Raw genomic sequence first — 21129 nt, 5'->3', positions numbered from 1 at the left:
AATCAGATGGTGTACTCGGGGGAAGCTCCGGGTTTGGGTACCACCAGATTGCGGATGGTTCCAAAGATCTCGGCACGCAGCTCAGAGAACTCGGGCAGCGCCCGGGTTTCCAGCTGGTTTCGCTCCTTCGGAAGATTAATGTCAATGATTCTTTCGATACGGCTTGGGGTTTTGGAGAGAATCGCGACCCTGTCGGAGAGGTAGACGGACTCGTCAACGTCGTGGGTGACGAAAACGAAAGTCGAGTTCATTTCCTCCTTGACCCGGAGCAGGAGATCTTCCAGGTCGTTGCGGGTCTGCGCGTCGACTGAGGCGAAGGGCTCGTCAAGGATCATGACCTCGGGGCGGTAAGCGATCGCGCGGGCGATGGCGACGCGCTGCTGCATGCCGCCCGAGAGCTGCCAGGGATAACGGTCTCCCACGCCAGCAAGTCCGACGCTCTCGAGGCAGGCTTCGACCCGGTCCGCGATCTCGGACTTATCGACCCCGTGCGCCTTGAGAGGGAGCCCAATGTTTTTTGCCACGTTCATCCACGGGTACAGGGAACGGGAGTAGTCCTGGAAGACGAGCGCAATCTCGCGGGGTGGCCCATCAATTGCCTTACCATCGAGCAGAACCTGTCCTTCGCTGGCGGGAAGGAGCCCGGAGATGATGCGGAGGAGGGTGGTTTTACCGGCCCCGGAGGGCCCAACGATGGTGAGGAACTCCTGGTCGTGCACGTCCAGGTTGATGTCCTTCAGCACTTCCGTTCCCGGATCGCGGCGCTTCCTAGGCGGATAGGTCTTGTGCACCCCAGCTACCTGGAGTCTCACGTTGTTCGTCATATGCGGTCCCTTCCGTGCAGGCCACGATCCCAGGCAAGCAGCCTGCGTTCAATGGTGGAGAAGATGGTGGTGAGGAGGACTCCAAGAAGCCCAAGAAGAATAATGACGCCCCACACTGCTGTCTGATTGAAAGAGTTTTGAGCGGTGATGAGGTAGGCGCCGATACCGGTCTGCGAACCTCTCATCTCACTCGTCACGGCAACGATGAGCGACAGGGGAATGGAGATCGTGATTCCGGCGACCGCGCGGGGCATGGTGGCGGGGATGATGACTCGCCACTGCTTCGACCAGCCCGTGATCCCGAAGATCCTGGCCGTGTCGTGGGATTCGCGGGGGATGGAGCGCACCCCGTCGATCACGTTGAGGAGGATTGGGAACATGGTGCCCAGTCCGATGAGGAAGATCTTCATCTGGTCCCCCAAACCAAAGATCACAATCGCGAGCGGCAGGAGCGCCGTAGCCGGGATGGCACGGATGAACTCGAGGGTCGGGGTGAGCCCGTAGTTGACGAACGGAATCTGCCCAATCACAAGACCGAGGAGAATGCCAACGACAATGCCGACTCCGAGCCCGATAGCAAGGTTGCTGAGCGTCGATAGGAGGTCTTCACGTCCCTCACCCACGATCCAGTAGGACCACATCGTGTCCAGCACATCGGGCAGGGGTGGGAAGAAGATCTCACCGGAGTTGGAGGACGTCACCCACCAGAGTGCGATAGCGATGGTCGCACCCAGGAGCGACAGGCCAAATAGCGCCAGCCTCATGCCGTCACCTCGTTTCGGTAGGACTCATGCCAAGACAGGAGCCACTTCTGGACTGTGAGCAGCAGCATGTTGAGCCCCAGGCCGACGATGCCGATGACAACAATGTAGGAGTACATGACCGGCAGGTTAGCTGCGGCCCCAGCCTGCCCAAGGGACTGCCCTAGGCCCTCCATGCCCACCAGCAGCTCGGCGGTGATGCAGAAGATGAGGGCGGTGTTGGAGGCGATGCGCACACCGGTAAGAATCTGGGGCAGCATCGAGGGAACAACCAGGTAACGGAGGCGCGCCCAGAATCCGAAGGAATAGGCAGATGCCGTATCCCGAGCAACCGGATCAATCGTCCCCACGGCAGAGATCGCTGCCATGAGCATCTGGAACACCGCGGCGTAGGCCGCGAGGAACACTTCGGAGGACTTGCCCGATCCCATCGCGATAATCACGAGGGGAATCATGGCGATGGACGGGATGGGCTTCAAGAACTCAATGATCGGTTTGAAGAAAGCAGCAATGTAGCGGGAGGATCCGATGATGAGGCCCGCAACCGTACCGATAAGGATCGCGATGAGAAGCGCCTGTATCCACGCATAGAGGGTCGCCCCGATCGCGGTCCACAGGGCGGAGCCTCCCACCATCTTCACCAGCTGGGTGATGATCTGGCTGGGGGAAGCGGCGAAGCGTTGCGGGATAATATCCGCGATGGCGAGCACCTCCCACAGCGCGATGATGATGAGGGCGGTGATGATCGGTAGCCCGATTCGCACCGACCTACGCCGGTAGTCCAGCCTCACTGGCTCTCTCCAATCCGATCATTCGCAAGCTTTTCGAGCCCGTTGCGGTCGACCTTGTTGGTTCCCGACAGGGGTAGGGAATCGAGGAAGAAGACGCGGCGGGGATGTGCGTAGGGTTCCATGCGGCCCAGCGCCCAATCCTTGAGCTCCTGCTCGGTCACATCCCGTCCCGGCTGGGGAACAACGAATGCAACGGGCTTGGCACCCTTAAGTTCATCAGCAACTGGAACGACGGCCGCTTCCTTCACCGCCGGATGCGCGACGAGGACTTCCTCGACGGCTGCCGGGTGCACGTTCTCGCCACCCGAGGTAAACATGTCGTCCACGCGTCCCGTGAAGAAGTAGAAACCGTCACGGTCCCTGCGGAACAGGTCGCCGGTGACGTAATAGCCTTCCTCGTCAATCGGGCGGGCCAGGTCGGGGCGGTTAAGGTAGTCAATAAGCTCACCGGGGGCGCTGAGCGCCAGGTTGCCGACAATGTCAGTATCCGGCCGCAAGTCTCCATCAAGACCGTCCTGGACAAGCACGGTTCCGTCCGTGTCGAGGAGACGAACCTTAACGGCCCGGTGCGCGACACCAACAGAGTTCGTGGGAGACGGGATTCCGTCGGGATGCGGGGCGAAAGCCACGGGTCCGGTCTCGGTTGTCCCGTAGGAGATCGTGAGCTTCGATCCCGGGAAAACAGCAGCAATGTCGTCGATCAGTTCTTCCGTGAGAGGAGCTGAACCAAAGAGTTGCTCGGTGACCGGCGACAAGTCGAGAGAATCGATCAGATCCTGCTCACGCAGGGCCAGCGCCATCATCGGAGGCACCCCGGTCAGTCGCGTCACCTCGTGGTCGGCAACAGCCTGAAGGAAGCCGCGCGAATCGAAGGCCTGCTGCAAAACGATCGTATCCCCGTGCAGGAGAGCTCCCTGCACGGTTGCGAGCCCATTCATGTGATAGAGCGGGGCAGAGACAAGGATGGTGCGGTGCCTTCCGTCGGAGACCCGCTCCCCCTGTTCCATGATCCACACGTGCGAACCATGGGAGCGCACAACGCCCTTTGGTTTGCCCGTGGAACCGGAGGTGTAGAGAACCATCGCCGGATCATCCGCCCGAACCACTGCCGCTGGCGACACAGGCTCCTCGCCACCGTCGACATCACTCGAGGGAGTCTGAGCGGTTCCGGAGGTCTGCGCCACCTCGCTGAGGAGGACGACGGGAACGGAACCCTCCGGGACCCGGTCGGCCCGGTCGGCAAGAACCAGCACCGATTCGGCGTTGCCTAAAACGTAGGTGAGGACAGACTGGGGGAACTTGTGGCTCACCGGCACTGCAACAGCCCCCGCCCTCATGATCCCGTAGAACGCGGCAATCCAATCGATCGAATTAAGTCCAATGATCGCAACGTGATCGCCGGGCTTGATCCCGCGGGATTGGAGGGTGGCTTGGAGGGAGAGGACCCGGTCCGTGAACTCACGGTAGGTCACCTCCCCACCCCGGTCACCGGTTTGAACGAGCGCGACGCTGTCGGGGAATGCCTGGTTGATGGCATCCCCGATGTTGCCGGCCGAGAGTTTCACCTCCACAGCCTCCGGCAAGTCACCTCCCGTCATCAACACCATCTTCCTCAACGATCTTATGGGTTGCCGAGGCCGCAAAAATACCGCGAGCGGTCGCCGCAACCTTGCCGCCCTCGTTTCGCAGCTCCGCTTCGGCAAAAGCAACCGTTCGGCCGGGCTTGATGAGCCGGCCGGTCACGATGATCTTGCCGGGGGTGACGGGACGCAGGAAGCTGACGCTCAGATCAATCGTGGGTGCGGTGCCACCGAGTGAACCAACGAGCGAGAAGCAGGCCGCAAGATCGAGCAGCGAGGACACGACTCCGCCGTGCACAACTTCGCCCGCATGGGAGTTCGTGAACTCGTCACGGCCTTCCACCTCGAACACGATGGAGTCGTTCGTCAGCTCTGTGACATTGACGCCGAGCCAGGCGTTGTAAGGGCCGTTACGGAGTGCGCGCTGCACGATGTCGATGGGGAGGCTCATTTCTCATCACCCCAGGGTGCGATAACGACCTTGCCGGTGACGCCGCGGTCCTCGAGGCGAGCGAGGGCGCCTGCCGCATCCTCGAGGGAGCCGACCGAGTCGATGACGGGGTGGAAGTCTTCGGTCGCGACGAGGTTGACGAGCGCCTCAATGTCTTCGCGTCCGAAACCGTTCGATCCCTGCACCTTCAGCTCGAAAGACCAGATGTAGCGGAGATCTTCCTTCGGGTCGAATCCTGCGGTTGCGCCACAGACGAGGATGGTGCCGCCGAGCTTGGTGGACTTGAGCGTGGGGTGCCAGGTGTCGCCACCGGTGTTGTTCACAACCACATCAAAGCCGGTCTCGTAGGAGCTGCGGGAGGGCTTACCCACGTTCTCGCGGGTCCACTGGTCGATGCCGATCTCGCGGTAGTTAAAGTACTCGTCAGCGCCGTACTTAAGGAGTGCCTCGCCCTTCTCCTTCGAACCAACGGCAGCCACCACGTAGGCACCAAGCTGCTTGGCAAGCAGGACGGAGGCGGTTCCCACGCCACCGGAAGCACCGAGCACCAAGACCTTGTCACCGGCCTTCACTGCGTCCTTGCCCACGATCATGCGGTAGGCGGTGCCGTATGCGACGGGCATGGCAGCCGCTTCTACGAATGAGACGTTGTCGGGAAGAGGAATGAGCTGGCCCGCCTCGACGAGCGAATATTCTGCAAGCCCACCATCCATGACCTCACCCATGAGGTGGAATTCCGAGTTCAGGGGGTTAACGAGAACACGGTCACCAACCGAGAAGCCTTCAACGCCTTCACCGATCTCGTCCACAACTCCCGCAATATCCAGGCCGGGTACGACGGGCATGGGGATCTTAATTCCCGGCATGCCACGCACCGTGAAAATGTCGTGGTAGTTGAGCGAGGTGGCCTTGACCTTGATGATGATCTTGCCCGGCTCAATAACCGGCTTCGGGTAGTCCTCTTCAAGGGTCAGGGTGTCAACGTTGCCGTGTTCGCGCAGAACGACAGCCCTCATGGTTTCGGTAGTAGCCTGGTCAGTCATGTGTTCTCCTCGAAGTTAATTCTTTTGTGTAGGTACGCTTAACGCGCTCAGTTTCTGAGCCGTGAGAGGTGGTGGGTGGCACCGTTAAGAAACGATTCTGGGCGAATCTTAAAGAGCCCAGGTGCCGGCAGGTCCGCTCACGGCAATGCCGAGACAGGGGAACACCTGACACGAACAATCACGACACTCGCTCGAGGCGCGCATCTCAACCCCGGTGCCAAGGGCAGCCAGGTAACCTCCGAGAGTGTCCGGATCATCTGTGTACACGACAAACGACTCGAGGGTCGCCTGTGCGGTCGCGGTGTAAGCGGGGGACTGCGAATCCTGCCAGTCAATAATGAACGGGATAGCGCCATTCAAGCCGCCCCCAAGCGGAGGCGTGAGGCGCCACGTCAAAAGATCGCCATCGGGCTTGCGGCGGGATGCGGGGGTCAGGTCGCCAACACCCACCCCGGCACGCCTGCCATTCTCAACAGCTTCATCGGGGTTTTCAGGGTGGAGCACCCAGGTGGACACCTTGGGCTCCGTCAAAGAATCAAGTTCAAACGGCCGACCACCGGCCGGTGCAGACAGGTTCTCATCAATGCCGAGAAACTCAAGGTAGTGCCCGTTTCCAAATGTGAGGAGGTAATTCCTGGTTCCCAGCTTCTCGTGGGATCCGCCCTTCTCGGGCCGCACGCCAGTCACCTTCTCGAAGTCGGCAACAAGCCCTTCAAGATCCGGTGCCGCAATCACAATGTGGTCCAGGAGCGGCGGCACTGCCGAAACGTTTTCAGCCATCGCTCCTCCTTCCAAGGCGACTACCACCATATCGGAGATAGTTTCACAGTCAACAACTGGTCCAATTAGTCATTCTGGCAAACCCGCACCGGGTTTGTATAGACGTCTCGAAATTCAATATCCCGTCTCACATTTCCATTGTCACCATGCATTCAGGGATGCGAATCGTCATTTCATGGCGAACACGACATTTGAGAATTTCACCCGGGGCGGCTTGGTCGGTTAGGATTAACGGGCATGTTGCGGCTTCGCAGCACGCAAGGAGGATTCGCCTAGTGGCCTATGGCGCTCGCTTGGAAAGCGGGTTGGGTGCAAGCCCTCGGGGGTTCGAATCCCCCATCCTCCGCAGTAGCCCCTTTCGACATTTTCGGAAGGGGCATTATCTTGCCATAAAGTCGGGTTTTTCGTTGCTAGGGCACGGTTTCGCCCATCCCTCCGTTGTCGTCACTAGTCCTCACGAATCGTCATGTGATTGCGTGCGTAGGGGTACGAATAGGGGTACTTTTTCGGTAAACGAAGGGGTACGAATTCAACATGGCACGACGATCAGATTTTGGCAGCATTCTCACCACCCAAAGCGGACGCTACCGGGGCCGGTATCGGCGACGCGGCAAGGACTACTACACTCCCCTCCGCCCCTCACGCAGGCTCGTAGGACAGGACCTGACGAAGATCCACGCAAGCATCCTCGACGGGACATGGGAGCCACCCAGGGGCACGATCAAGCGCCCCACTCTCAGCCTCGACGAAACCGCCACCATCGAGGAATGGTACGAGCATTGGTATGGACAGATGGAGAAAGCCGGCCGCTCCCCCAACTCCCTGCGTGGCTATGGGTCGATTTTCCGCCGACGGATCCTCCCCACCCTCGGCCACATCGAACTCGGCGAACTCACAGCTGAGGATTGCCGGGACCTCTACGTAACACTTCAAGAGTCGCTGTCGATCGTGTCAGCGCAGAACACGATCCGCTCCCTATCGGCCTGCATGGGTGCAGCAGTCGATGCCGGCCTGCTCGCGTCGAATCCTGTGCAGGTGAAGGGTGCGATGGCGAAACCGCGAGCGCGGACAGATTTTCCGATGTTGGAGGTTGAGCAGATCGCACGGTTGATTGATGCGACGGAGGGGAAATACAAGGCTGCGGTGACGTTGGGTGTGTGGTGTCAGTTGCGGATTAGTGAGGTGCGGGCCCTTACTCGTGAGGACGTTAAGCTCGCTCCGTTGCGAGTGTCGGTGTCGAAGGCGGTGAAGCGTGGGCCGACGGGTGCGTTGACTGTGGGGCCGCCCAAGTCGGAGGCGGGTAGGCGTGAGATCTCGGTGCCAGCGGTCATGCATGAGGTTCTGCTTCATCATCTTGAGGTGTATGTTCCGCCGGCACCCGGTTCGCTCTTGTTTCATAACCGTGACCGGTTGGATGGGATCGTGTCCGACAAGGTCCTACTGCGGGCCCTCAATCTTGCGACTGAAGCCGCTGGTCTCCCCCGGCTCAGGTTCCACGACCTTCGCCATATTGGGCTCACCCACTACGGCAGGCAAGGAGCCACCCTCGCTGATCTAAAGTTCCGTGCCGGTCACTCCTCCGTCGAAGCTGTCCAGATTTATCAGCACTCGAGTAAGCAGCGGGACGCGGAGCTCGCAGCAAGACTCGGGTCTTAGACCTCGCGGGCCTCTATATCGAGGTCGGGTCGGTGCTGCGCCCGCCACTCGTGGTGTGCTTGTAGTGCTTCGTTTGCCCATGCCCGGAGCTCGAGAACTTGAGGTGAGGGTTCCATCTCGTGGAGGTCCCGGCGATCCTCATCAGCCCGAGCTGGACCCATAATCTGCCAGTAAGTCATGAGTGTTTCTTTATCCATACAGCTCACCGTCGAGCACTAAACCCCACCTCCACAACTGTTTCTAGACGGTAGCCTTGAATACCTGTTTTCAGGTGTCCAGACATCACACACAAGCTTCAGGCGACGTGGCGTGTGCATGTCGGTTCGTCGACGAAAGCTTGTATCATATTTGATACAAGCGCTAAGGAGGGATCGCATGGCGAACGCAATAGAAACAGAGGATCAGGTCCGAAGCCTGGCTGACTCGATACTCGGCCTCTCTGATGTGCCTTCCAGCGTTGCGAAGAGTGGCGTTGGCCAGATCACGACGATGAATCAGCTCGGTTTCACTGGCGAGGGGGCATCGAATAAGCCGGACGGCTGGTACCTGCCTGTAGATCGCGGCACCGTGGCGCTGGTGCTTGAGACGAAGGCTCCGGATGCGATGCCGATCGGCTCACCTGCGCTGCGTGCTCAGGTTGAGAAGTACTGCGCCACGGTGCGTACTCGGTATGACCTGGTGATCGGCATCGTCTTCGATGGAGAGCGCACGCGCGCGTACGTGAACGGCAAGCCTCTCGACGTGCCGGACGAGCTGCAGCCCAAGGAGTTCTACTTCGAGAAGCTGACCGAGCGCCCGATCGACAAGGACCGCATCTACGAGCTCACGATGCGGATCAACAACTCGCTGCACGGGGACTTTGGGATCAAGAACCTCTATCACCGCATGATCTTCACGGCGTGTGCCCTCGTCGCTCGCCGATACGACGCGATCCTCGTTCGAGGCATGGACTACAGCGAGTTCCACAACGGCATCCTGAGTGCCCTGAATAAAGCGATCAGGAACGATCTCCAGCAGAACTCAAAGCTGCAGCTTTTGGCAGACGTATACTCCGAGATCAAGATGAACGTTTCGACAGATGACGACAACCCGGCTGCCGTTGCGCGACTAACGAACCTTATCGGCGACTTTATTGACTGGGTGACGGAGATCTCGGGCCTCATTAACTCCAGCGCTTGGAACGGTGAGGACGTGATGGCGATCTTCTTCAACGAGTTCAACCGCTACAAGAAGAAGAGCGAGTCGGGGCAGGTCTTCACGCCCGACCACATCACCGGCTTCATGTACCGGCTGCTCGGCGTCGACAAGGACGACCGTGTGCTCGACGCCTGCGCGGGCTCCGGCTCGTTCCTCGTCAAGGCGATGAGCAACATGATCCGCGAGGCCGGTGGCGTGAACACGATGAAGGCCAAGCAGATCAAGGCGAAGCAGCTCTTCGGCATCGAGTTCGACCGTGAGATCTACGCCCTCGCCTGCGCGAACATGCTCATCCACAAGGACGGCAGGACAAACCTCGCCCACATGGACGCCCGAACCGAGAGCGCCAGCAACTGGATGAAGACCACTCGTGCGACGAAAGTTCTGATGAACCCGCCGTACGAGAACAAGTTCGGCTGCATGAAGATCGTCGAGAACGTTCTCGACAGCGTCGAGCGCGGTACCCTCTGCGGCTTCATCCTGCCCGACAAGAAGTTGGAGAAGACCAGCAACACCCAGATGTCCCGCATCCTGCGGCACCATCGTCTGCTGAAGGTCGTGAAGCTCCCGGAGAACCTGTTCTTCGGTGTCGGCGTTACGACGAGCGTCTTCGTGTTCGAGGCTGGGAAACCCCAAGACGGTAAGGAGTTCTTCGCGGTCAACATAGCAGAAGACGGCCTCGTGACGGTCAAGAACAAGGGGCGTCACGACGTGCACGGTCGCTGGCCTGCGATTGAGGACTACTGGGTCGACGCGATCGAGCGGAAATACGACAGCCAGTACGGCACCGGCCAGTGGATCGACCCCGCGGTGAATCTCAGCTGGCAGGCCCCCGTGAAGCCGTTCGTGCTCACTGAAGAGGATCTTGCCCGCACGGCGATGGACTACGCAATGTTCCGGCGTGGGATCGACGCCAGGGCGATGCGCGAGAAGATCGGCAGGCTCGCGACGTACTCGGCGAGCGTTACCGAGACGGATGATTCTGTAGTTCTAGAGGTGAGGAAATGAAAGAAATTGACACGAGCGGATGGGGTGAGTTCCGGGTAGACGACCTGTTTACCCTTGTGAAAGGCTCCCGGCTCACCTCGCTTGCGCGAAGCGAAGGCGATATCCCTTACGTTGGTGCTTCGCAGTTCAACAATGGCATCACCCACTACATCGGTAATGATGACAAGCTGCATCCCGCAGGAGTCCTAACGGTTTGTTACAATGGCCCGGTAGGTACGACCTTCTATCAACCCCAGAAGTTCTGGGCTACCGATGACGTCAACGTGCTCTACCCTAAGTCTCCGATGTCAATGGAGAGCATGCTTTTCATCGCCCCCATGATTGAGAACGCAGGGTCTGAGTACGCCTATATCGACAAGTGGAAGATGACTGATATGGCGGCTGCCGTCATCCGACTGCCAGTTACACCGGATGGATGCCCTGACTGGGACTGCATGGAGCAGACGATGCGTGGTGTCATAGCAGAGCGTGAAGCCGCTCTCGACAGCCTCCAGGCACTTGCCGGGGCTTGACCGATGAGCATTGGGCAGCAGATCCGCAGGGCGCGAGACGAGCAGGGCCTCACTCAGGTCGAGCTCGCTGAAAGAGCGGGAGTCTCCCGCCCGACCGTGGCGCGGGCCGAGTGCGGAGTGGCAATCTCGATCGCCACCCTGGAAAAGATTGTGGGGGCTCTCGGTCTCACCGTCGAATTGCGAGGCCGACGATGAAAATCCGCTCCAGACATGGAAAAAGCGCCCCACCCTCACATGGAGGATGGGGCGCCATCGGTGTGGCCAATGATCATTCTAGGTCAGGATCAGGGTGCTTGGTCGGCCTATACGCGGTGGCCACGGTCGAGCCAGTCAGGCCAAGGAGTGCAGCCGCAAGGGTTAACCAGAGCGGCACCTCGTCAGCTGAGATGAGCCCATAGGCGGCGATGATCGCGAGTGCTGCGGAGATGACTCCGTAGAGCCAGGTACGCACTTCGGGCGTGAGGATTTGTTTCATTGTGGTGCTCATTTCGTGGTTCGTCGGGCGAGATAGTCCTGGAGGGCACGCCACGTGTAAACGCCGGGCTGGCCGTCGATGACGCGCTTATACCAGCCGTTGGCTTGGAGGAAACGTTGCAGGCCGGCATAGGTGTAATGGCCGGGCTGGCCGTCGATGACACGGTCGTAGAAGTTCCGGTCCGCCAGGAACTGTTGCATGCCCCGCCACGTGTAGGGTCCGGGATCACCGTCGACGACACGGTCGTAATATTGACGGTCCGCGAGGAACTGCTGGAGAGCCGCATAGGTGTAGGGTCCAGGTTGTCCGTCGATCACCCGGCCGTAGTACGGTTCGCCCTTCTTCGGGAGCGTGAGACCCGTCGACACCACCGGCGCGGGCGCGGGCGTGGTCGCCGTGGTTTGTCCGAGATGATGCCGAATCCGTTCAAAGAAATAGTCCCAGTCGAAGTCCTTGCCAGGATCGGTACGCCTGCCAGGATCAGTATCCTCATGCGCGAGGAATCCCGGCTTCTTGGCGAGTGCCTCTGCACGAGATATCCGTTTCACGGGAACTGTGACACCACGCCCCTTCATATAGGTCACGAAGTCGGCGGCCTCGATGGCCATACGGTCGATGATCTTCTGCCCTGTCCCAGCCTTATAGAGTGCAGGCCAGTCTGCCGCCTTCACAGCCGCGGAGATGCCGACACTGTGCGGGTTTGTGAATCGACAATGGAACGTCTCACCACTCCATGGAGCAAGCTTCAGCGTGCTTGTCGCGTCACAGAGCCGGTGGTAGGACCCATAGTCGGAGCGAGTCAAGATCCAGTCCAAGACGTTATTCGCGCCGTTGCCTTCGGCTGTGTGGATAACACACACACCGGACGGGACGCTGTTGTGGCGACGGGCGCGATTCCATTGCGGGGTGCGTTGTTTACGGGCTTCAAGGAGATACGACATGGGTTTGTTCCTTCCAGGGGTATAAGAAAACCCGCCATGGTGGCGGGCTTAGTCCATCGTGGGGCGGGGTGGCGGCGGAGGCGGTAACTGATCGTTGATATGGTCAATCAGAGAGGCAATGTAGGCTTCACTAGCAGCTTGCAGAACTGTTTGGCGGGCCTGCTCCTTCTCCAGATGAGCCACGCGCTCCTCGAGCTTCCCTGCACGGGTCTCCCATGCCTTCTGCACAGAGACCGCTGACTCCACAGTCCTGACGAGTGCGTCAAGCTTGAGCTCTTCGCGCTCTTGCTTGTTCGTGGTGATCACTGTCTGGCGCTCCGAGAAGCCCTTCAAAAAATGACCGACGAGTGCGACGAGCCCGCCGATGATCGCAACCATCACCACCGGCTCCAGGAATGTCGCGGTCCAATTCGAAATGTCCTTCATGGAGCATCACCCGACCGAGGTCCAGGAGATGTCGGAGATTTGGGCCATGATGACTTCAGCCCGCATGATCCGGCCACCCGAGGATGACCCGTCAGAGCCGGTGTCGTGATAGCCAACGAACTTGACGACGTCACCCTTTGTGAGTGGGTAGAGGTCCATCCCGCCATCGGCGGTCCGTGCGATGTCGAAGTGCTGTTTGGTGACGCCATTCACTTGGTAGGCGAAGAATCGGTCACCCGCCGTGCTCGCCGTGATTCCTTCGACGTTGCCGTACATTCGGATCAGCCACATACCGGTCGTGGGGACCACAAAGTTCCCACCCGACAGGTTCCAACCGTTGGATACGCGCGTGAACTGCTCAACATGCAGCTCGGTCACAGTTTTTGGTTGGGTCCGGCGTGCAACGGACGCGCTCATGCCGTGCCGGCGGCCGCCGATCTGCTCCCAGCCCTGGTTGTACTCCATGAGGTCGAGGGTGCGTTCGTCTTTTCGCCAGACGACAAAGGGGAACGCCTCAGACGGGTTTGGCCCAGCTTTGAGCGTGGAAGCAATTGTGTCTGCCTCTGCTCTGTTGGCGACTTCGACGACCGCATGTGTGGTGCGGGAGAGGTCCTCGAGGGCGTGGTCGATCCGTGCGGGACCGTCCGATGTGGCCGGGCTGGTACCCACTTTCGGGATGAGCCGCTTGAAGATATCGAGTTTCGGCATCGTCTATTCTCCCTGCTTGTATTTTTGGACGGCTGCCACGATGAATCGGTCCATGATGGGCGCCGCGTCCGGGTCGTGCGCTAACGTTTTCAGTACCTCGTCGAGGACTGTTTCCTCACTCATTTCGAGGTGGGCGAGGATGTCCCGGTCTGTCGCACACGCATGCAGGACAGACTCGCTGTAGGCGATTCCGACGTAGGCACAGGCCCCTCGAACGAGGAGAGGGAAGACCGAGGAGGAGTCGGCGAGGTAGAACGCTTTCCATAGTTCCGAATAAATAATTTGGGCCATTGTTGTCCTCACTTCGTGTAGTTCAATTCGATCGTCGCGGTGGGCGAGAAGTAGCCATAGTGGCTGGTGGATGAGCCGCCGCCGTGGTCGAGGGAGAAGCCCCGCACGGACCCGGATTTCAGGCCGTTCAAAACGGTTGAGGTGAGTGGGATGCGGACGGTTTCGCCACGCGGTACATGCACGCTGGTGAATGCAGTGACAGTCCCAAAGCTGGACGGCGCACTGCTGTATGAGTGTGTGTGGACGACGGCTGTCATGCCGGAACCGGCATAGGTGTGCTGGTTCCGGATAACAAGGAAACCGCCCTCGACGGTTGCGCCCGCCAGCGCGGATCGGATAGCAGCGTCGTTGAAGAACCAATGGCCCCTGCTGTTGCTTCCGGCGATCGCGCCCTGCACGAGCGAGGAGCCTGCACGCACATGCGAGAGACTCGTCCTGGAATAGGTGCGGTGTCCGGTGCTGTCCCAGGAGCGTTCGTAGTCCGTCGGATAGGTTGCGTTCTCGTTGCCACCGCTCGAACCGCCACCACCAACCGGAACCCACGGGGTGTGCGCCACCGCACGGATATTCCCGCCGACGTCCTCCACCCAGATCTCCTGATTGTTCGCGGATGTGAAGAAAGCCGTGTTCCCCGAATCGAGTGCTCGCACAAAAATGCCAAGAGTAATTTCCGTATCGAGTGGCCAGCCCCATTCGCCGATGGTTCGCACATGAGAGAACTCGAACGACTGGGAGCTACCGGGAGGCATCGCTGGCAGATACCAGTCATGCATCTTGCTGTTTGTCGTTTTCACGGTCGTCCCAGCCGACTGCCGTAGTTCGAAAAAGAGGCGCGGGGATGATGTCCCCGGATGACCACGGAACGTCACTTTGACTTTCCTGCGAAGCTCTGCCGGCGTCACGAACGTGACTGCGAGAAGCCTCGCCGAACTCGTGCCCACCGTCGCGTCGCTCGTGTTCCTGACATGTGCGATCATGCCGCGTGGAAGCTTGGTCAAATACGATTCGAGTTCTCGTCCTCGGTAGAGCAGACTTTCACGCGCCGCGATGACGTTGCCAGCGACCTCACCGTCTGGTGAAATTGAGGCGACCATTTTCCCGTCCTTCACGACAGTGAAAGCATTCGCCATGTCGGTACGCAACGTGACCATGGGTGCGCCATCAACGTCGAGGAGGGTGAATCCTTCTGGCTGGATCGACACACCAAACCCCGTGGCAGGGTCGGTGAAAACCACGTTCAGGGATTCTGCTGTGACCGCACCAGCCGCGATGAGTTCCTTGGTGATGATCTTGCCAAGCGTCGCTATCTCGGCCCACACCTCGAGCGTGTTGATCCGTGCCGCGTCGAGGGTACCGGTCGTGATCTTGTCCGCATCCACCTCAATCAGTCTGGCTAGTTGCGCTACGAGCTTCTGAATGACAGCGGTCTGCAAGCTCGCCGTCCCGGCGGTCAGCTTGCCCACGTCGAGAGAGGACAGGACTTCATTGCCGAAGGTAGTCGGCCACCATTTCGCGCCATCCCAGACCCACTCAGCGACGATAGCTCCGTCAGCTTGGAGCTGGTTCCTGTGAATATCAAAAGGCTTCCGCCCCGCCCCAAATTCTTCCGTCGGTGTCGGTCCAGGTGAAGTATAGGTGTATGTGTAGGTGACAGTGGACTTGCCATTTGCCGTGACCATTGCCGCGTCCGCCGTGGTCTGCACACCATCAATCTCCGCACCCACATCAAACGGGCCGGTCGGGAATGCTGTGTCAAGGTCTTGGCGGGCCTCGTCAATCCGACCTATGGACTCATTTAGATCGTCACGGAGCCTCGGCAAAACAACCAGATCAAGATCCTCAAGCGCCTGCTCAGCCTCAGATATGTCTGTTTTCGCCTGGTCAAGGTCGATCACTGCCTGATCCAGTTTCGCCTGATCTTCCGGCGAGAATTCATCCCATGCGAGTTCTTCCATCGGGATTTGTGCGGGCGGTAAGGGTGCCTCGGTGTCGAGTCCTTCCGGCCGGACTGTCGCCGGACCAAGCACACGAGAAGGCCGGCCCGCGTGATCTACTGCGACCGACACGAGCGAGCCGGGAATGATCTTCACCGGAGGCGCAATCACCGACACGGGATCATCCACCTCATCAATTGAAATGAGGGCACGATCAGTGTCTTCACCATCGAGCCCCACAAACCCCGCCGTGATCATGTTCGACCGCTGCACCTGCTGGCGCGCCCCTAGCTTCCTGCGAGCACCTCGACGGGCCGCAGAGAGTTCCGTGTGACGGACCATGCTTAGACCTCCAGTCCTAAATCAAAAACCGCTGTTTCCCCCGCAATAAGTGGCATGTCGATTCCGGTGATCCTGCCGATCGCATTCACATCCTCGGTGGTGAGCCGCGCTGCATCGTAGGGTTCGACCCGCCAGTCCGGGACAGCTTCGATCGGAACGGTAACGGCCCGCAACAGTCCCTTGTGTAGTTCGGTGAGGGCCATGAGTTGTGCTTGCGCATAGCGTGAAATCGAATCAGTTTCGATCGTGAGAGTGCGGTAACCAAAGCTTTGGACGGCGTACCGGCCCGTGGTTTGTGTGGCTTCCGCGACCCTCGTCTGATCCTTCACCCTCACCGTGACATGATTATGGATCTGTGACCGGTCCAGCGTGATCGGCGCATCGACCACTGTCCCAGACTCGCCTTCTGTGAATTCCACATCCGGCGTTGATGGTGCCTTCGTCGGCACCTGATGGAAAGCGATATCCGCGACGGGTGAGACCGTGACGTGGGCACCCCATGCCGTGACTAGGTCATGCAGGGATTCGCCTCGGTCTTCACCGATCGTGAAACCCTTCGGCACCTCAACCGTCGCTAGACGCGGATCAGTCCATGCCGTCAACCTGTCCTCGTTGAGGAGTCGTGCGACAGCCATGTGGATCGTCGATGCCTTCGACACCGCCCTCGCCGCCCGGCCCTTATGGTCGAGAATTAGTTGAGTGGCAAGCACGCCGTCGAGCGTGATCGATGGGCCATCTGGTTCCGCGCGCGTGACGAGGAAAGTCCCGACCACCCAATCCCATGACTTGGTGGATGTTTCTGCGTGCGCCGTCACTGTGACGCGATGGCCATCCGACCCAACCAGGTTAGTTTCCAGCAAGTCCTTGCCATCCACCACACGCGGAATCACCACACCCGAGAGTTGATCAGCAGGCCACTGATCCGCCTGCCAAATCCTGGACCCACCAGCCACCGGAACAGTCACCTCACTGGACCCAAGAGCAACCGTGGCCTCACACCAAAACCGGCAGCCACGAGCCTCCAGCGGGGACGGCACATCAGTTCTCACCAGGAGCCTCCTCTATTTGAATGCTTCCGCGATCAGGTCAACACCAAGCCAAGAATCGTTCTCTGCCGCGGTGTGCCACCACGTCCTGGCCGGAACCAGGGAGTTAACGGTGATGGGCTGTAAGTCCAGCTGAAACGTTTGCTCAGCCCGATCTTTGCGTGCCGTCGTTGACAACCCTGCTGATGCAGTTACCACCGTGAGCGCTGGAGGAACATGGCAATCCGGAAGCGGGCACTTCCCGTGGAGAAATACGAACGGTGTTTGGGTAGAGAGAATGGCGCGCATAGCCGGGATATTTTCACCAGCTATGCGCGCCTGCACAGGGTAGGTTCCCTCGTCCACGTCTTTCGGGTACATCCACCAAAGTTGCCCGCCCGCCCTGATCACGGACAGGCCCGTATCGACTTTTTGTGACCATTCGTGAGGCATGATGAACGGAACTACGGTCGAGCCGTCTAGGGACGTGAAGGCGTTATAGACGCGGCTCTCACGGAACGCTGGTTGTGTCGTTTCGCCCGCATGCTCGTACCAGAACACCGTTTCGAGTGGCGCGACCGGGTCCACGATCGGATAGCTCGCCATCCCCTCGACAACGGTCCATCGAGCACCGCCTTGAGAGACACCCACGACTGACTGCCCCGGTGTCCCTCCGGAGAGGATAACGCGGGGCACCACCCCAGGTTCAATGGTGACGGTGAGCGTCATGACCATGCCTCCTCCCGGCTGATGCCGGCCTCAAATTCCTTCCGAGCCACAACACGCGTGTTCGCAAGGATTGACCCATCTGCATCCACGAGCAGCATTTCTTCCTGCCAGCCACGATCGCGACCAGCCCGAATGTCTGCCCACTGGTCATGAGTCAGGACAGGTTCAGGCTTCCGCGTGTTGTTCAGCAGGAGTGAGAGCCCAGGCATGAGCCAGCCACCGTCATCATGCAGATACGGCAACGGGTTCACGGGCCGCTGTGGGCCGCCCCGAGAGATCTCGAAGTGCAAGTGCGGGCCCGTCGACCGCCCGGTGTTGCCGGACAGACCAATGAGTTGCCCAGCCTGCACAGTCTGCCCACGATTAACCATCGCCCTCGAAAGGTGCCCGTAGTACGAGCCAAAGCCGCCCGCATGAGCCAGCAGAACACCGATGCCGGTGCGACCAGCCAAGGTGTTCCAGCCCGCCCCCGTGACAACGCCAGGCCTCCAGGCCCTAATAGGGGTACCTGTCGGGACTGCGAAGTCAACACCCGCATGCATCCCGCCCCAACGAGGACCAAAGAGCGAAGTGAGACGGCCCCCCGAGACAGGGCGCGCCGATCCCCCCATCATCGGGATCTTTGATTCCAGAATCGCATTGAGGGCAGGATCAAGCGTGGCACCGGCGGTCACCCACTGCTTCTCGTCTTCCTCATCAATTCCTCGAACCCAACCGATCAAGTTATCAATCGTGTTAAGAGAAATATCGCCGAAGATATGTGGGATAGCGCCCTTGCCGAGAAGGACGTTACGGATCGCTCCCTTAACCGGATTAAGAATCAATTCAGCCGCGTCAGCAAGCCTGCCACGGATAAACTCAATCGCTTTACCGCCGACAGTCTTCACGACGTTTACCGCTCCACGCCAGGTCTTCGACCAAGTTGCACCAAGCGCGTCCCACACCCCGCCGACCGGCAGCAGTGCATCGCGTTCGCTTGTGCCTGCCGCGAGCGAGAGCATGTCTGGATCGCCGGAACGCATGGCCGAGAGCGCGAAGTTTGCTTCCGCACGGTCATACAGGCGGTCCGGGATCAGGCTGGAATCAATCTGTGCTCCGCGAAGGGCTTCCGCAGTCTCCGCAGCTGTGTAGACCCTGCCTGGTGTACGGAGGTCGATCAGTTCGGGACCTTCTTCACCGACGAGCGTCCACCCCGGCGGGGTGTAGCCGCCCTTCGCACGCGCCTGCACAGAAGTGAGTCTTCCCCCAGTGCGGGGTCCGCTCGCCACAGGTGTGCGGCGTCGCGTGAAGTTGAAATCGCTGATGTGTGCGCTTGGGAGCCTTGCGCTTGAGCCAACCGCCTCAGCGACCGCATCAAACGCTTTCTTAATCCCGTTGGTGTAAACCGTGTTCACGATAAACTGGACTGGGTCGAGCAGGAGGTTAGCGAGAGTTTCAAACGCCCCCGCCGCAACATCCCGGAACCATTCAAACGCAGGCCCCAGTGTGTTCTCTAGGAAATCCTTAATCGAATTGAACACTGGCTTGATCGCGTTATTCCACACCCAGCTGATTCCGGACGCGATCCCATCCCAAACTGGGGTGACGATGTTGTCCAAGAACCATGTGAATGCTGGGGCAAGCGTGTTTTCGATAAAGCCCTTGATTGCCTCGAACACGGGCTTGATACCGTTGTTCCAGGCCCAGGAGATTGCATCGCTGATCCAGTTCCAGACCGGCTTCACAATATGGTCATAGAGCCAGCTGAAAATATCCCCGATATGTTGGATGCCGAACACGAGCACATCAAAAACCAGTTTGATCGTGTTCCAAGCCGCCTCGATATGCCACGAGATAAAGTTCCAGACCGGCTGGACAACTTTCTCCCACAGCCATTCAAAAATCGGGATCAGGGTGCCCGAGATGAATCCCCAGATCGCCTCGAACACGGGCTTGATCCAGTTATTCCAGGCAGTCTGGATCGCGGAGCTGATTCCGTCCCAGGCGGTCTGGAAAGCGGGCCAGAGAGTGTCGAGCACGAAAGACTTGACCTGCTCGAACGCAGGCTTCAGCGTGTTATTCCACAGCGCAACAATCCAGTCCACCACAGGCTTCAGATAGTTGTTGTAGAACTCGGTGACTTTCGGGCCGAGCGTGTCCCAGTTCTTCACAATGAGTGCGATGCCGGCGACGATCGCGCCGATCAGGAGGAAGATCCAGTTGCCGCGCAGCATCGAGTTAATCGCACCGATTCCCGCGGCGACACCCTGAAGGAGGCCCGGCAGTGCAGCCAGGCCCTTCGACACCGTGAACGCACTCATAAACCCGGCTGCAGCCACACCGGCGTTCTCTAACGCGACCTTGTTCTCGTCAATCCACGCTTTAAGGTCTTCCGCTTTCTGGACCAGGTTCTCCAGAGTCGTCTCCACGAACTCTTTAACCGCGGGCGTGATCTCCTGCACCCACTCCTTCGCGTTATCCAGCAGATCCTTCACGATCGGCTGCAACGGTTCCAGAGCATCAGCGCCCATTTTTGCGAGAGCAGTATTAAAATTCGCCCACGCACCGCGCGTCGTATCGCCAGCTTGCTTTGCCGCACCCTCATAGGTGGACATAGCTGCCGCGAAATCCTCCGCAGAGATCTTTCCTTCCGCACCGAGTTCGCGCACACCATCAACGGTGGTGCCGAAGTGGTCCGCGAGGAGTTGGAAAATCGGGATGCCCCGGTCACTGATCATGTTGAGCTCTTCAGCCTGGACCCGGCCGGACGCGAAAATCTGGTTCCAGATTGAACCCATTTCACCCAAATCGGCACCCGCAAGCGTCGCAGAGTCCGCGACCAGTCCCAGCACACGCTCCAGCTCTTCCCCTGCTGGGATGCCAGACGCCATGAGCCCAGACGCGACAGTCATCGCCTGATCAAGCGCGTACGGGGTGCCCTCAACCGCAGCCAAAGCGCGCTCGGTGACCTTCTCGATCTCTTCCGCAGTGTGGCCGAGACCGCGAAGTTTCGCCTGCGCGTCCTCAATGTTGAGGAGCCGGTCCCAGCCGCGGTAGCCGATGTACCCGCCGGCAGCGACCGCAGAGCCGATGCCAACCTTGAAAGCGCGCTTAACGTGCTTCTTGAGGCCCGACGTGAACCGCTCCCCAAACGACCGGGAGGACACGTCCCCCATCCCGGCAAGTTCAGCACGGATCTGCTTCTGCATCCCCTTGAACGAGGGGACGATCTGGACTGTTGCGAAACCGACGTTAGCCAAAGCCTGGACCGTCCCCTCTATTCAAAAATGATGCGTTCTATCTGCCGGGCGCGAAGATCGAGAGGATCTCCTCCTGCGCAGCCTTCCGACGTCGCTCCCTAGCCCTGTCAATCGCCGTCTGCGGACGCGGCAAAGGCTTCGGGAACGGACGCTTCTTCTCGGAGTTGACTTGGATCGTGACCGCAATCAACGTATTCAACGCGTCATAAACACTGGCGAGCATCTCCACGGTCATGTCCCACTCGGCCAAGTCCGGGCCCGTGTCTTCCAGCTCCCCCTCCTCGGGGAGGGGGATGTCCTCGAACAGTTCGTCGTCGTTCACGATCGCGACTTTCAGCCGGGACGTTTTCGGCAGCTGATCGATCAGATCGAGGGTGTGCCGGAAGCGGCGGGCATGAATGAGGGCCGCCAAATCG

Annotated in this window: 22 protein-coding genes and 1 tRNA gene; 5 read left to right on the top strand and 18 right to left on the bottom strand. The window is 59.5% G+C overall.

Translation table 11 applies throughout. The features are described from left to right. Positions 1-2 precede the first annotated feature (2 nt). The 7 genes from BN1241_RS07985 to BN1241_RS07955 form a co-directional block, all read right to left on the bottom strand. The gene (locus tag BN1241_RS07985) at positions 3-824 is read right to left on the bottom strand and encodes an ABC transporter ATP-binding protein (protein ID WP_054953115.1); all 822 of its coding nucleotides are present in this window, start codon (positions 822-824) and stop codon (positions 3-5) included. Further along, positions 821-1588 (bottom strand): ABC transporter permease, encoded by a 768-nt coding sequence (locus tag BN1241_RS07980; protein WP_054953114.1) that lies wholly within the window; start codon positions 1586-1588, stop codon positions 821-823. Before BN1241_RS07980 ends, BN1241_RS07985 begins: the two co-directional genes overlap by 4 nt. After that, a complete protein-coding gene (locus BN1241_RS07975; RefSeq protein ID WP_054953113.1) occupies positions 1585-2376 on the bottom strand; it encodes an ABC transporter permease in 792 nt (263 codons plus the stop codon). The genes BN1241_RS07980 and BN1241_RS07975 overlap by 4 nt, the downstream gene beginning before the upstream one ends. Then, positions 2373-3974: a class I adenylate-forming enzyme family protein gene (locus BN1241_RS07970; RefSeq protein WP_054953112.1), complete on the bottom strand. Its 1602-nt coding sequence runs from the start codon at positions 3972-3974 to the stop codon at positions 2373-2375. Before BN1241_RS07970 ends, BN1241_RS07975 begins: the two co-directional genes overlap by 4 nt. Then, a complete protein-coding gene (locus BN1241_RS07965; RefSeq protein ID WP_054953111.1) occupies positions 3961-4407 on the bottom strand; it encodes a PaaI family thioesterase in 447 nt (148 codons plus the stop codon). Before BN1241_RS07965 ends, BN1241_RS07970 begins: the two co-directional genes overlap by 14 nt. Then, complete coding sequence (locus BN1241_RS07960; protein WP_054953110.1) at positions 4404-5450, bottom strand: zinc-binding dehydrogenase; 1047 nt, start codon at positions 5448-5450, stop codon at positions 4404-4406. Before BN1241_RS07960 ends, BN1241_RS07965 begins: the two co-directional genes overlap by 4 nt. Positions 5451-5558: 108 nt before the next feature. Further along, entirely contained in the window at positions 5559-6230 is a 672-nt protein-coding gene (locus BN1241_RS07955; RefSeq protein WP_054953109.1) for a VOC family protein, read from the bottom strand. A 261-nt stretch (positions 6231-6491) separates the two neighbouring features. On the opposite strand from BN1241_RS07955, the gene BN1241_RS07950 reads away from it, so the two are divergent. Together BN1241_RS07950 and BN1241_RS07945 are read left to right on the top strand one after the other, a co-directional pair. Beyond that, a tRNA-Ser gene (locus BN1241_RS07950) sits at positions 6492-6576 on the top strand. Positions 6577-6764: 188 nt separating this feature from the next. After that, positions 6765-7886, top strand: a complete 1122-nt coding sequence (locus BN1241_RS07945) for a tyrosine-type recombinase/integrase (RefSeq protein WP_054953108.1) — start codon at positions 6765-6767, stop codon at positions 7884-7886. Here BN1241_RS07945 and BN1241_RS07940 read toward each other — a convergent pair. Then, entirely contained in the window at positions 7883-8083 is a 201-nt protein-coding gene (locus BN1241_RS07940; protein ID WP_054953107.1) for a hypothetical protein, read from the bottom strand. The two genes, BN1241_RS07945 and BN1241_RS07940, sit on opposite strands and share 4 nt — an antisense overlap. Positions 8084-8261: 178 nt before the next feature. Here BN1241_RS07940 and BN1241_RS07935 point away from each other — a divergent pair, with 178 nt between their 5' ends. Genes BN1241_RS07935 through BN1241_RS07925 form a run of 3 tightly spaced genes read left to right on the top strand, consistent with a single transcriptional unit; the run spans position 8262 to position 10798 of the window. After that, positions 8262-10091 carry an HsdM family class I SAM-dependent methyltransferase gene (locus BN1241_RS07935; protein ID WP_054953106.1) on the top strand — a complete coding sequence of 610 codons (1830 nt, stop codon included), beginning with the start codon at positions 8262-8264 and terminating at the stop codon, positions 10089-10091. Then, a complete protein-coding gene (locus BN1241_RS07930; protein WP_054953105.1) occupies positions 10088-10603 on the top strand; it encodes a restriction endonuclease subunit S in 516 nt (171 codons plus the stop codon). Before BN1241_RS07935 ends, BN1241_RS07930 begins: the two co-directional genes overlap by 4 nt. A gap of 3 nt (positions 10604-10606) precedes the next feature. Further along, positions 10607-10798, top strand: a complete 192-nt coding sequence (locus BN1241_RS07925; RefSeq protein ID WP_054953104.1) for a helix-turn-helix domain-containing protein — start codon at positions 10607-10609, stop codon at positions 10796-10798. A 73-nt stretch (positions 10799-10871) separates the two neighbouring features. On the opposite strand, the gene BN1241_RS07920 is transcribed toward BN1241_RS07925, so the two are convergent. From BN1241_RS07920 to BN1241_RS07875, 10 genes are all read right to left on the bottom strand, one after another. Further along, positions 10872-11078 carry a phage holin gene (locus BN1241_RS07920; protein ID WP_077138326.1) on the bottom strand — a complete coding sequence of 69 codons (207 nt, stop codon included), beginning with the start codon at positions 11076-11078 and terminating at the stop codon, positions 10872-10874. Positions 11079-11086: 8 nt separating this feature from the next. Further along, positions 11087-12019, bottom strand: coding sequence for a peptidoglycan recognition protein family protein (locus BN1241_RS07915; RefSeq protein ID WP_054953102.1), 933 nt, complete (start codon positions 12017-12019; stop codon positions 11087-11089). Between the two features lie 48 nt (positions 12020-12067). Further along, positions 12068-12445, bottom strand: coding sequence for a hypothetical protein (locus BN1241_RS07910; RefSeq protein ID WP_054953101.1), 378 nt, complete (start codon positions 12443-12445; stop codon positions 12068-12070). Positions 12446-12451: 6 nt separating this feature from the next. Continuing rightward, positions 12452-13153: a hypothetical protein gene (locus tag BN1241_RS07905; RefSeq protein ID WP_054953100.1), complete on the bottom strand. Its 702-nt coding sequence runs from the start codon at positions 13151-13153 to the stop codon at positions 12452-12454. 3 nt (positions 13154-13156) lie between these two features. Further along, positions 13157-13444 carry a hypothetical protein gene (locus BN1241_RS07900; RefSeq protein WP_147599349.1) on the bottom strand — a complete coding sequence of 96 codons (288 nt, stop codon included), beginning with the start codon at positions 13442-13444 and terminating at the stop codon, positions 13157-13159. A gap of 8 nt (positions 13445-13452) precedes the next feature. After that, a complete protein-coding gene (locus BN1241_RS07895; RefSeq protein WP_054953098.1) occupies positions 13453-15720 on the bottom strand; it encodes a hypothetical protein in 2268 nt (755 codons plus the stop codon). A 2-nt stretch (positions 15721-15722) separates the two neighbouring features. Then, positions 15723-16613, bottom strand: coding sequence for a hypothetical protein (locus BN1241_RS07890; RefSeq protein ID WP_147599347.1), 891 nt, complete (start codon positions 16611-16613; stop codon positions 15723-15725). 168 nt (positions 16614-16781) lie between these two features. Further along, positions 16782-17474, bottom strand: a complete 693-nt coding sequence (locus BN1241_RS07885) for a hypothetical protein (protein ID WP_147599345.1) — start codon at positions 17472-17474, stop codon at positions 16782-16784. Continuing rightward, positions 17471-20713, bottom strand: coding sequence for a peptidoglycan DD-metalloendopeptidase family protein (locus tag BN1241_RS07880; RefSeq protein ID WP_054953095.1), 3243 nt, complete (start codon positions 20711-20713; stop codon positions 17471-17473). The genes BN1241_RS07885 and BN1241_RS07880 overlap by 4 nt, the downstream gene beginning before the upstream one ends. 37 nt (positions 20714-20750) lie before the next feature. Further along, on the bottom strand, positions 20751-21125 hold the full coding sequence (locus BN1241_RS07875) for a hypothetical protein (RefSeq protein WP_054953094.1): 375 nt from the start codon (positions 21123-21125) through the stop codon (positions 20751-20753). Positions 21126-21129 lie beyond the last annotated feature (4 nt).

The sequence above is a fragment of the Flaviflexus massiliensis genome, assembly GCF_001375495.1.
In the GTDB taxonomy this organism is placed as follows: Bacteria; Actinomycetota; Actinomycetes; order Actinomycetales; family Actinomycetaceae; genus Flaviflexus; species Flaviflexus massiliensis.
Note: the sequence above shows the minus strand (reverse complement) of the source record. Positions and strands in the feature narration are given on the sequence as shown.